Annotated in this window: 10 protein-coding genes; 4 read left to right on the forward strand and 6 right to left on the reverse strand. The window is 63.9% G+C overall.

Going from position 1 to position 11,370, the window contains the following annotated elements; translation table 11 throughout:
* Positions 1-4: 4 nt before the first annotated feature.
* Both VGN46_RS20195 and pssA read right to left on the reverse strand, forming a co-directional pair.
* Positions 5-472: a hypothetical protein gene (locus VGN46_RS20195; RefSeq protein ID WP_331646603.1), complete on the reverse strand. Its 468-nt coding sequence runs from the start codon at positions 470-472 to the stop codon at positions 5-7.
* A gap of 3 nt (positions 473-475) precedes the next feature.
* Positions 476-1,261, reverse strand: coding sequence for a CDP-diacylglycerol--serine O-phosphatidyltransferase (gene pssA, locus VGN46_RS20200; RefSeq protein ID WP_414675284.1), 786 nt, complete (start codon positions 1,259-1,261; stop codon positions 476-478).
* Positions 1,262-1,418: 157 nt separating this feature from the next.
* Between pssA and VGN46_RS20205 the strand changes: the two genes are divergently transcribed.
* On the forward strand, positions 1,419-1,844 hold the full coding sequence (locus VGN46_RS20205) for a DUF4124 domain-containing protein (RefSeq protein ID WP_331646607.1): 426 nt from the start codon (positions 1,419-1,421) through the stop codon (positions 1,842-1,844).
* Between the two features lie 39 nt (positions 1,845-1,883).
* A complete protein-coding gene (locus tag VGN46_RS20210) occupies positions 1,884-3,584 on the forward strand; it encodes a proline--tRNA ligase (RefSeq protein WP_331646609.1) in 1,701 nt (566 codons plus the stop codon).
* 749 nt (positions 3,585-4,333) lie between these two features.
* Here VGN46_RS20210 and ykgO read toward each other — a convergent pair.
* The 4 genes from ykgO to VGN46_RS20230 form a co-directional block, all read right to left on the reverse strand.
* The gene (gene ykgO, locus VGN46_RS20215) at positions 4,334-4,459 is read right to left on the reverse strand and encodes a type B 50S ribosomal protein L36 (RefSeq protein WP_029213509.1); all 126 of its coding nucleotides are present in this window, start codon (positions 4,457-4,459) and stop codon (positions 4,334-4,336) included.
* Positions 4,460-4,548: 89 nt separating this feature from the next.
* The gene (locus VGN46_RS20220; protein WP_331646611.1) at positions 4,549-5,463 is read right to left on the reverse strand and encodes a LysR family transcriptional regulator; all 915 of its coding nucleotides are present in this window, start codon (positions 5,461-5,463) and stop codon (positions 4,549-4,551) included.
* Between the two features lie 345 nt (positions 5,464-5,808).
* Positions 5,809-6,444 (reverse strand): 3-oxoacid CoA-transferase subunit B, encoded by a 636-nt coding sequence (locus tag VGN46_RS20225; RefSeq protein WP_331646613.1) that lies wholly within the window; start codon positions 6,442-6,444, stop codon positions 5,809-5,811.
* Between the two features lie 10 nt (positions 6,445-6,454).
* Positions 6,455-7,174 carry a CoA transferase subunit A gene (locus VGN46_RS20230; protein ID WP_331646615.1) on the reverse strand — a complete coding sequence of 240 codons (720 nt, stop codon included), beginning with the start codon at positions 7,172-7,174 and terminating at the stop codon, positions 6,455-6,457.
* Between the two features lie 202 nt (positions 7,175-7,376).
* Between VGN46_RS20230 and gndA the strand changes: the two genes are divergently transcribed.
* Together gndA and gspD are read left to right on the forward strand one after the other, a co-directional pair.
* Complete coding sequence (gene gndA / locus VGN46_RS20235; protein ID WP_331646617.1) at positions 7,377-8,792, forward strand: NADP-dependent phosphogluconate dehydrogenase; 1,416 nt, start codon at positions 7,377-7,379, stop codon at positions 8,790-8,792.
* Positions 8,793-8,978: 186 nt separating this feature from the next.
* Positions 8,979-11,309 (forward strand): type II secretion system secretin GspD, encoded by a 2,331-nt coding sequence (gene gspD, locus VGN46_RS20240; RefSeq protein WP_331646619.1) that lies wholly within the window; start codon positions 8,979-8,981, stop codon positions 11,307-11,309.
* The last annotated feature ends 61 nt before the right edge of the window (positions 11,310-11,370 follow it).

Here is an 11,370-nt window from a genome sequence, read left to right on the forward strand (position 1 = left end):
GGCCTTAGCTCCTGCCCAGGGAGCGGCCCAGGGCGCGCAGGCCGTTCCATAAACGGCGTTTGGCTGCGGCATCCACGACGATCGCCGAAGGCGGATCGACCAGCACGATCTGCGCGGCGCTCATCACCGCGGCGGGGAGTTCATGGCCCAGCGCACGCGCCTGCGCCTCGCCGAACACCAGATAGTGCGCGGCGACCGGCACGTGACCGAGGCCGCGCTCACCCGCTTCAAGCCGTGCAGCCCGGCCCATGACCGGACCGAAAGCGCGCAAGGCGCGACCCACCATATCCAGCTCCCGCTCGCTGGCTCCCGCCGGCAACACGACCACGCAGGGCACGCGATCGCCCTGCGCGGCGTCGTTCTCGGCGACGCCGGGCTCCGCCGCCGCCGTTTGTCCACCACGCAGGCGCCATGGGGTGACCCCCATGGCCTTCAGCAGATGTGCGCGGCGCCCGGGCGAGACGGCAGGCATGGCTTACTCCGGCGCCTTGGCGTGGCGCCGCACGCGGCGGCGATGCGTGGCGCGGCCCCACAAGGTCATGACCGGGCCCGAGACGACGTAAACCAAGGTACCGATGAACAGCACGCGCGGTGGGTCGATCACCAGGAGAACCACGATGAGCACGGCGGCGATGAGCCAGATGAATGGCACACGATCGCTCTTCGGCCATGCCTTGAAGCTGAAATAGCGCACGTTGCTGACCATGAGCAGGCCGGCAATCACGGCCAACGGCATGGCGAAGAAGGCGACATCGGGCCCCGGGACATCGAACCGGGTCATGGTCCAGACGAACGACATGCACAACACCGCCGCGGCCGGGCTGGCCAGGCCCTGGAAGTAGCGCTTGTCGGCCACGCCCACCTGGGTATTGAAACGGGCCAGGCGGAGCGCCGCGCAGACGGCGTAGATGAAGGCAGCCGCCCAGCCGATCTTGCCCCAGACGCGACCATAGTCGGCCAGGGATGAGAGCGACCACGTGTACATGACCAGCGCCGGCGCCAGGCCGAAGCTGACCAGGTCGGACAGCGAGTCGTACTGGACGCCAAATTCGCTTTGCGTGTTGGTCATGCGCGCGACGCGGCCATCCATGCCATCCAGGATGCCGGCCACGAAGACAGCCAGCGCGGCGGTCCCGAAATTTCCGTGGATGGCGGACACGATCGCGTAAAAACCGGCGAACATCGCGCCCGTCGTGAACAGGTTCGGCAGGAGGTAGATTCCGCGATGGCGGGGCCCCCGGGGCTGGATCGGATCGCTCATCGGCTCAATCATCACTTGGGCCTCCAGTTTAGCCCAGCCGCCGTGAAGCGTCAGTCCGGGCATTCCCGGCAGAAAGCGGGACACAGGTCGCTTGCGTGCCCCGGGAACGGGTGATAGATGTGTCGGCCACATTCATACACGCCTGGGATACCCCGACATGCGCCGTTGCCTCGTCCTGGTTCTGCTCCTCGCCGCCTGTCCGCTGGCCTTCGCCCAGGCCTATAAATGGAAGGACGCCCAGGGCGTCACCCATTATTCGGATTCCCCGCCCCCGGGCCAGGGCGCCAAGGTCGAGAAGATTCAGATGAAGGGTGGTGTCTCCACCCCCTCCCCGGCCGCGAATACCGGCCCGGCCAAGTCCTCTACCGCGGGCAACCCGCCCCCTGGCACCCCCGTCGCCGACAATCCAGCCAACCGCAAGGAGCTTTGCACCCAGCTGCACAAGAATCTGGACGTCCTGCAGAAGGAAGCCGTGGTCTCGATGGATGACGGCAAGGGCGGCACGAAACAGCTTGATGCCGCTGGCCGCCAGCGTCAGATGGAAACCACCCAGGCGCAGATGACCCTCTACTGCAAGGCGTAACCGCCTATAATTCCGCTTTTCACCGACGAATTCCGCCCGATGCGCCTCAGCCAGTATCACCTCGCCACCGTCAAGGAAGTCCCCGCCGACGCGGATATCACCAGCCAGAAGCTCATGCTCCGCGCGGGCATGATCCGCAAGCTGGCCTCGGGCCTGTACACGTGGTCGCCGCTAGGCCTGCGCGTACTGCGCAAGGTGGAAACCGTGGTCCGCGAGGAAATGGTGCGTGCGGGCGCGATCGAAATGCTGATGCCGTCGGTGCAGCCGCGCACGCTGTGGGAAGAAACCGGCCGCTGGGAAAAGTTTGGCGGCCAGCTCCTGAAGATGACCGATCGCAAGGAGCAGGAATTCTGCTACGGCCCGACGCATGAGGAAGTCATCACGGATTTCGCGCGCAACGAGCTGAAGAGCTACAAGCAGCTGCCGCTCAACTTTTTCCAGATCCAGACCAAATTCCGCGACGAGATCCGTCCGCGTTTCGGCGTGATGCGTGCGCGCGAGTTCCTGATGAAGGATGCCTACTCGTTTCACCTCACCCCGGAATCGCTCGACGAAACCTACCGCGCGATGTACGACGCGTACACACGCATCTTCACGCGCCTGGGCCTGGAGTTCCGCGCGGTGGATGCGGATACCGGCGCCATCGGTGGCAGCGCCAGCAACGAGTTCCAGGTGCTGGCCGATTCGGGCGAAGACCATATCGCCTTCTCCGATGCCTCGCCGTACGCGGCCAACATCGAAAAGGCTGAAGCACTCGCGCCGGCCACCGAACGCCCCGCGCCGTCGGCGGCACTGCAGCGCGTGGACACGCCCACCCAGCGGACGATCGACGAGGTCAGCGCGTTCCTCAAGGTGCCGGCCACGCAGACCGTGAAGACGATCCTCGTCCGCGGTGCCGAGGGCCTGGTGGCCCTGTGCCTGCGCGGTGACCACGAGATCAACGAAGTGAAGGTGTCGCACCTGGCCGAACTCGTCGACGAGCCTGAGCTGGCAAGCGAGGAAGAGATCCTCGCCGCCACCGGCACCCGCCCGGGCTTCATCGGTCCGGTGGGTCTGCCCGAGGGCATTCCGGTCATCGTCGACCGGAGTGCGGCCGTGCTCGCCGACTTCGTCTGCGGCGGCAACCAGGATGGCACGCATTACACCGGCGCCAATTGGGGTCGCGATGCGCGCGTGACCCGCGTGGAAGATATCCGCAAGGTGGTCGATGGCGATGCCTCACCGGATGGCAAGGGCACGCTACGCCTGGCACGCGGTATCGAGGTGGGCCACATCTTCCAGCTTGGCCAGAAGTACGCGGAGGCCATGGGCGCCAGCGTGCTGGATAACAACGGCAAGCTGAGCACGATGTACATGGGTTGCTACGGCGTAGGCGTGAGCCGCATCGTGGCGGCGGCGATCGAACAGCGGCACGATGAGAACGGCATGATCTGGACCGATGCCATGGCGCCGTGGCGCGTGGCGGTATGCGTTATCAACCCGAAGAATGATCCTGCGGTCGCCGAGGCGGCAGAGGCGTTGTACGTGGAGCTGTCGCAGGCGGGCATCGATACGGTGCTCGACGACCGCGGCCTGCGCCCGGGTTCGATGTTTGCGGATATCGAGCTGATCGGTATTCCGCACCGCGTGGTGGTAAGCGGCCGTGGTCTCGAGGCCGGCACGTTCGAGTACCGCGCACGTACGGACGCCGAGTCGCGTAACGTTTCGCACGACGAGCTGCTGGCTTTGCTCAACGGTTAAGCGTTCTACACGCTGTTGTCGTCAAAAAGGCCGCGAGCGATCGCGGCCTTTTTTTCTTCGCGCATTTATGGGGCGGTCCGTTACATCAAGCCTCTTGATCGGTTCATTCGCTGGCGCGAATGCATGTGTTGAGCGGCGTTCGCCGCCTGGTGCCTGATGGATCGAGGACGCGCCGAGTAGGCTCGCCTGTAGGAGCGCGCTTGCGCGCGATCGGCCCACGGAGCGGTGATACGGTGAACCATCGTGCTCCCCAAGCGTATTCGGCGTGCTGTGGCAATGACCTTATCCACAACCACCGGGAACGACTTCAACGCGAACGTTCCGGTCTCTATGGTGTGTGCCCTGGCGCATGGTCGCTGCATGCGACACGGCATCAGCGCTTCGTCGGCTGATCGCGCGCAAGCGCGCTCCTACAAGGGGCAGGGCTTCGGTATGCCGGCTTGTGCGGCATGTAACGGGGCGTGTGGACTCGGGGGCGGGCAGGCCCTGGGGGCCGACATGAGCGGAGGGCCGCCGGGCGTAACCCGTGACACGACAAGGGAGCTACGGCCCGGTCCGAAGGTCCGCGACTGGCGGCCCCAAGGGCCTGACCGTCCCCAACGCCAGCAGACTTCCAGCCTAAGGCGGCGAACGCCGCTCAACCCACGCATTCGCCCCAGCGAATGAACCGATCACGACGCGCGATGTAAACAGCGCGCACAAAAAAGGCCGCTTGCGCGGCCTTTTAAGCAGAACCCATCGCGGCTAGATTAGCGCTGACGGGCCTTGAAACGCGGGTTCGACTTGCAGATCACGAACACCTTGCCGCGACGGCGAACGACTTTGCAGTCACGGTGACGCGACTTCGCGGACTTCAAAGAAGAAAGCACCTTCACGGCCAGCTCCTGATACAAATGAGATACGGGAAAAACGGGATTGTAACCATCCCGCCGGCTTAACGCAAGCGCCGGAATCAACTCGCGTTTCAGCCGAGGCCTAGCTTGGTGCGGGCCTCGCGGACCGTGCGGAGGAAGCTTTCCAGCACGGGAGAGGTATTGTCCACGCGACTGGCCACCGCCAGCAACCAGTACGCCTCCGGGTCATCGATCGTCGCAAACGCGACCTTATCCAGATGCACCGCCCGCAGGGACGCCGGGACCAGCGCCACGCCGAGGCCGGCCGCCACCAGCGGCAGCAGGGAGGGGATCTGTTGCGCTTCCTGGCGGATGTTCGGGCGGAATTTCGCCTTGCCAGCCAGCAGGGTCAGGCGGTCGATGAGCGTGGCGGCCGCGCTGCGTGGCGGTGCCACGAAGCGCTCACGGGCGAGGTCGGCCATGCTGATGATGTCCTGTTTCGCCAGGCGGTGGCCGGCGGGCAGGGCGAGGATGAGGGGCTCCTCATCGATCACTTCCATGGTCAGCTGGCGGGCGTTCGCGATGCCCTCGGGCGGGGAGCGGAGCAGGCCGACATCGATCTGGCCGCTGAGGAGGGCGTCGTACTGGGCCCCGGTCGGCATTTCGACCAGGTGCAGGCTGACCCCGGGTGCAGCATGTGAGAAGCGCAGCAGGGTTTCGGGTAGCGCCCTATGGAAAGATACGGAGGTCGCGTAGGCCAGCCGGAGCTGGCCGGTGAACCCGGCTGCGGCTTCGGTGACGACGGTTCGTGCGGTTTCCGCACGCGCCAGGATGGCCTTGGCCTCGATGAGAAAGATACGGCCGGGCTCGGTAAGAGCCACACGGCGGCGGTTCCGATCCAGCAAGCGCACGCCAAGATCGGCTTCAAGAGCTTGAATTTGCTGGGAAAGCGGCGGCTGGGAGATATGCAGCCGTTGCGCCGCCTGGGTGAAGCTCAGGGTTTCCGCCACTTCCACGAAGTAGCGCAGTTGGCGCAGGTCAAACATAGTCGAATTTCATATAAGTGATCGCTGAAAGATATATTGGCGAACATTTCCTAGGAAATCTATGATTCGTCTCGGCCTACCACCAACCCCTCCCCCCGGGTCGGTAGTGCCCCTCGCTCCGTAATGGTGCTAACAACCGGTGTTTTGGCCTACCTCCCCCCCGAGGCCCACACTGAGGCACCCTCTGCGGAGCGACTTTCTTCTGAAGGCCCTGGTCGTGAGACCGGGGCCTTTTTCTTTAGCGTCGTCGCAAGCACCCATCGCGCGCAAGCGCGCTCCTACACCAGCCCCGCCAAAGCCACCTACGAAGCGGCGGTTGTAGGAGCGCGCTTGCGCGCGATGCGTTTAGATCTTCGCGGTGAAATCGCAGCCGGTGGCGGTGCGCAGGGAATCCATATCGACGTCCGGAGCGAGCTCGATGAGCTCGAGGCCGCCGGGGGTCACGTCGAACACGCCGAGCTCGGTGATGATGCGATCGACCACGCCCTTGCCGGTGAGGGGCAGGGTGCACTGCTTGAGGATCTTGTGGCCGCCATCTTTCGCGGTGTGCTCCATGACCACGACGACGCGCTTCACGCCGGCGACCAGGTCCATGGCGCCGCCCATGCCCTTGACCATCTTGCCGGGCACCATCCAGTTGGCGATGTCGCCTTCGCAGGTGACCTGCATGGCGCCAAGGATCGAGATATCGATGTGGCCACCGCGGATCATCGCGAACGAGTCAGCGCTGGAGAAAAACGCCGCGCCCTTGCGCGCGGTCACGGTCTGCTTGCCGGCGTTGATCAGGTCGGCGTCGACTTCATCGTCGGTAGGGAACGGGCCGATGCCGAGCAAGCCGTTTTCGGATTGCAGCCACACATCCACACCCTCGGGCAGGTGGTTGGCAACCAGCGTCGGCAAGCCGATGCCGAGATTCACGTAATCGCCGTCGGAGAGTTCCTTGGCGGCGCGCTGCGCCATCTGTTCACGGGTCCAGGCCATGGTGTTCTCCTCAGGCGCGCACGGTGCGCTGTTCAATGCGCTTGGACGGCGCGGGGTTGTGCACGATGCGATCGACGTAGATGCCCGGCGTATGGATCTGGTCCGGCTCGAGTTCGCCCACTTCGACCATGATCTCCACCTCGGCGATGCAGACCTTGCCGGCGGTGGCGACCATCGGGTTGAAGTTGCGCGCGGTCTTGCGAAACACCAGGTTGCCGGAGGGATCCGCCTTCCACGCCTTGACCAGCGCCACGTCGGCGACGATCGAGCGCTCCATGACGTACATCTGCCCATCGAACTCACGGGTTTCCTTGCCCTCGGCGACCTGGGTGCCGTAGCCGGTGCGGGTGAAGAAGGCCGGGATACCTGCACCGCCGGCGCGCAGCTTTTCGGCCAGCGTGCCTTGCGGGGTGAATTCCACTTCGAGTTCGCCGGCGAGGAACTGGCGCTCGAACTCCTTGTTCTCGCCCACGTAGGAGGAGACCATCTTGCGGATCTGCCGGGTCGCCAGCAGCAGGCCGAGGCCTACGCCATCGATGCCGGCGTTGTTCGAGACCGCGGTGAGGCCCTTGACGCCCGAGTCGCGCAGCGCTTCGATCAACAGTTCGGGGATGCCACAGAGGCCGAAGCCGCCGACCGCGACGATCTGGTTATCGGCTACGAGCCCGGCCAGTGCCTCATGGGCATTGGCCACACGCTTGTCGCGCTTGTGCGACGTCACCTGGTTCATGCGTACCTGTTCCTTCATGGCGGGCCAGCCGCCGGTTCGCCGGTCATCATAGCCGACGGCCGTCACATTCCGTCGCTGTTTTCCCGGTCATGCTGGTTGGAGTGCATGCTGCATTGCGGCGAATATCGCGTGAATTTCGCCAATCGCGATAGCATCGCGCCACCTATCCTCCCCCTTTCCGTTGGCTTCGCCGGAGTCTCCCGTGAGCAAGCAGAAGATTGGCGTTATTGGCATGGCCGTGATGGGCCGCAACCTGGCCTGGAATATCGAAAGCCGCGGCCATGCGGTTTCGATCTATAACCGAACCAAATCCCGCACCGACGAGGTGATGGAAGAGAGCAAGGGCAAGAAGCTCATTCCTACCGATACGCTCGAAGCCTTCGTGGATTCGCTGGAGAAGCCACGCCGCATCCTGCTCATGGTCCAGGCCGGCAAGGGCACGGACGCCGTTATCGACGAATTGCGACCGCTGCTGGACAAGGGCGATATCGTGATCGATGGCGGCAATACCTATTACAAGGACACGGTGCGCCGCGGGGAGGAGTTGGCGAAGGATGGCCTGCATTTCATCGGTACCGGTGTCTCCGGTGGCGAAGAAGGCGCGTTAAAAGGCCCGTCGATCATGCCGGGCGGCCCGCGCGATGCCTATGATCTTGTCGCGCCCATCCTGACCGAGATCGCCGCGAAAGCCCCCGACGGCGAACCCTGCGTCACCTATATCGGACCGGATGGCGCGGGTCATTACGTGAAGATGGTGCACAACGGCATCGAGTACGGCGATATGCAGCTGATCGCCGAAAGCTACGCCGTGCTGAAGCATGTGGTCGGCCTCTCCAATGAGGAGCTGGCCGATGTCTACGATGAATGGAACAAGGGCGAGCTCGATAGTTTCCTGATCGAGATCACGGCCAGGATCTTCCGCCGCAAGGATGAGAAGACCGGCAAGATGCTCGTTGACATGATCCTCGACCGCGCCGCGCAAAAGGGCACGGGCAAGTGGACCAGCCAGAGCGCGCTTGACCTTGGCGTGCCGCTCACCCTGATCACCGAGTCGGTGTTCGCCCGCGTGCTGTCGTCGATGAAGGAAGAGCGTGTCGAGGCAAGCAAGCAGCTGAAGGGGCCGGAGCAGGCGAAGTTCGGTGGCGACCGTAAGGCCTTTGTCGAATCGGTGCGCAAGGCACTGTACATGAGCAAGCTGATTTCCTATGCCCAGGGCTTTGCCCAGCTGCGCGCGGCATCGGAGGAGAACCAGTGGGATCTCCATTACGGCGAGATCGCGAAGATCTTCCGCGCCGGCTGCATTATCCGCGCACGCTTCCTGCAGAAGATCACCGATGCCTACAAGCACGATGGCAAACTGAAGAACCTCCTGCTCGACCCGTACTTCCGCGATATTGTCCAGGGTTACCAGGGCGCATTGCGCGAGGTCGTGGCCGAGGCGGTGCGAGTCGGCGTGCCGGTGCCTGGCTTCTCCGCTGCCATCGCTTATTACGATAGCTACCGCGCCGACGTGCTGCCCGCCAATCTCATTCAGGCTCAGCGCGACTTCTTCGGTGCGCATACCTTCGAGCGCGTCGACGAGAAGGGCAGCTTCCACGCGGAGTGGGCCAGCGATTAAAGCCTGGCCCCGACGGTCTGCAAGGCGCGCCAGGCAAAGGCCCGGCGCGTCTATTGCGTGCGTCCGTCGCGTTGTTGCAATCGCACGCTAGCGCTGGAAGGGAACCTCCCTATAGAGTTGGGACTCTAATCGGCTGGCCCCCCAGGGGAACAGGCCTCCGAGTCCAACGAGGGAGTACGTTGTTCCATGTTCAAAAAGCCCGTGATCAGCGTTACGGCGCTGGCGGTAGCGCTTGCCGGATGCACGTCGCTGCCGCAACCCAAAGACGATGGCGCACTGCAGCGAGAGGCGATTGCCGGTACTGAAAAGGCCGCGCCGCGCCCGATTATCGCGCCGCCAGTGGGGCCGCAGGGGGCCGTGGTCGCGCCTGCCCAGATCACTACCGGAACCGGTGAATTCGTTAAACCCGTGGGTCTGGCCGAGCCGAAGCCCGTGGCCGAGGGGCAGGGCACCGTCACCTTCAATTTTGAAAACCAGCCGGTCGAGTCGGTGGTGAAAGCCATCCTCGGCGACCTGCTGCACGAAAACTACTCGATCGTTCCCGGCGTGCAGGGCAACGTCTCGTTCTCCACCTCGCAGCCGGTCACCGCCGAACAGGCGTTGCCCATCCTGGAGACGCTGCTGTCGTGGACCGGCAATGCGCTGGTCCGCACCAACGGCCGCTACGTGGTCATGCCGTCGAAGGATGCGGTGCCGGGCAACGTCGTGCCCAGCATCGGCGCCACGGCACCCCCGGGTGGGCTGCAGGCGCGCCTGTTCCCGCTGCACTTCATCTCGGCCACCGAGATGCAGAAGCTGATCAAGCCGTTCGCGCGGGCGGATGCCACCTTGCTGGCCGATCCCACCCGTAACGTGCTGGTCATGGCCGGCACCGCCACGGAACTCGATAACTATGCGCGTACCGTAAAAACCTTCGATGTCGACTGGCTCCGCGGCATGTCCGTCGGCGTGTTCAGCCTGCAGCGCGCGGAAGTGAAGGACCTGACCCCGAAGCTCGATTCGATCTTCGGGGACAAGGGCAATACGCCCATGGCCGGGATGCTCCGCTTCATCCCGATCGAGCGGACCAACTCGCTGGTGGTCATCAGCCCGAATGCCACCTACCTCGAAGAGGTGAAGAGCTGGATCGACCGGATCGACCGCGGCGGCGGCAACGAGCCGCAGCTGTTCGTCTATGACGTGCGTAATGTCCAGGCCTCCGACCTGGCCGATTACCTCTCCGATATCTACGGTGGCGGCTCGGGCGGTGGTTCGTCCGACCGCGGCGGCCGTGTGGGCCCTGGCCTCTCCTCGGGCACGCTGGGTGGTGGTGACAGCGACCTCGGCAATCGCGGTGGCTCGGGCCTGGGCAGTACCACCGGCGCTTTCGGCAATAGCTCGTCGTCGTCGAACTCCGGCTACCTCAACACCAGCAGCAACGGCCTGTCCAGCAGTGGTAGCAATGGCACCAGTGCGATGGGTAACTCGTTCGGCAGCGGTGGCGGTTCGACCGGTGGCCTGGACGATGATTCCTCCAGCCGCCGCCAGCACAACGGTGGCATCACCACGGACGATGGTGTTCGCATCACTTCGGTCGATAACAACAACCAGTTGATGATCCGTTGCCGCCCCTCGCAGTGGACGGAGATCGAACAGGCGATCAAGCGTCTTGACGCCGTGCCGCTCCAGGTACAGATCGAAACGCGCATTCTCGAAGTGCACCTCACCGGCGATCTCGAGTTCGGCGTGCAGTGGTACCTCGAGGGCCTGGTGGGTGGCACCAATGGTTCGGTGGGCCAGCCGGGTAACAAACAGCAGTGGGCGTTGGGCAACATCGGTAACACCTATACGCCTTCAAAGGACGCCTTCTTCTATTCCTTCGTGAACAATAATTTGTCGGTCGCCTTGCACGCGCTGGAAACGAACGGCAATACGAAGACATTGTCCGCACCGTCGTTGGTGGTGCTGAATAACCAGAAAGCGCACATCCAGGTCGGCGACCAGATCCCGATCCAGCAGACCTACATCAACACCAATGCCAATACGGACAACACGATTGGGCAGGTGGAGTACAAAGACACGGGTGTGATCCTCAACGTGCGTCCGCGCGTGAATCCGGGCGGTCTGGTCTACATGAATATCAACCAGGTCGTGAGCGCCCCGGGCATCAAGGACACCACCACCGGCAATTTCCCGATCCAACAGCGTGAAGTGTCGACGCAGGTTGCGGTTCAAAGTGGACAAACGGTCCTGCTCGGCGGCCTCATCCGCCAGATCGACGGCACGACCGATACCGGCATTCCCGGCCTTAACCGCATCCCCATCTTCGGCCGCCTGTTCGGCACCACCAGCCGCAGCCGCGACCGAACCGAGCTGATCGTGCTGATCACGCCCAAGGTCATCACCAACGGTGAAGAAGCCAAGCAGGTCACCGACGAGTACCAGCAGAAGTTCGAATCGCTGCGCCCCTTCACCGGCCACCCCGGCACGGCACGCATCGATCCGAAAGAGCCCACGATCACCGTCCCCCTGAAGTAAACCCTGCTTTTGTAGGAGCGCGCTTGCGCGCGATCGGGTCTGCCGCGAGCACCCATCGCGC

Source organism: Luteibacter sp. (assembly GCF_036500425.1).
In the GTDB taxonomy this organism is placed as follows: Bacteria; Pseudomonadota; Gammaproteobacteria; order Xanthomonadales; family Rhodanobacteraceae; genus Luteibacter.

Bases quoted from the DNA above. Each gene is read 5' to 3' on its own strand.
- VGN46_RS20195 (WP_331646603.1), bottom strand. From the start codon at position 472: ATGCCTGCCGTCTCGCCCGGGCGCCGCGCACATCTGCTGAAGGCCATG.
- pssA (WP_414675284.1), bottom strand. From the start codon at position 1,261: ATGAGCGATCCGATCCAGCCCCGGGGGCCCCGCCATCGCGGAATCTAC.
- VGN46_RS20205 (WP_331646607.1), top strand. From the start codon at position 1,419: ATGCGCCGTTGCCTCGTCCTGGTTCTGCTCCTCGCCGCCTGTCCGCTG.
- VGN46_RS20210 (WP_331646609.1), top strand. From the start codon at position 1,884: ATGCGCCTCAGCCAGTATCACCTCGCCACCGTCAAGGAAGTCCCCGCC.
- VGN46_RS20220 (WP_331646611.1), bottom strand. From the start codon at position 5,463: ATGTTTGACCTGCGCCAACTGCGCTACTTCGTGGAAGTGGCGGAAACC.
- VGN46_RS20225 (WP_331646613.1), bottom strand. From the start codon at position 6,444: ATGGCCTGGACCCGTGAACAGATGGCGCAGCGCGCCGCCAAGGAACTC.
- VGN46_RS20230 (WP_331646615.1), bottom strand. From the start codon at position 7,174: ATGAACCAGGTGACGTCGCACAAGCGCGACAAGCGTGTGGCCAATGCC.
- gspD (WP_331646619.1), top strand. From the start codon at position 8,979: ATGTTCAAAAAGCCCGTGATCAGCGTTACGGCGCTGGCGGTAGCGCTT.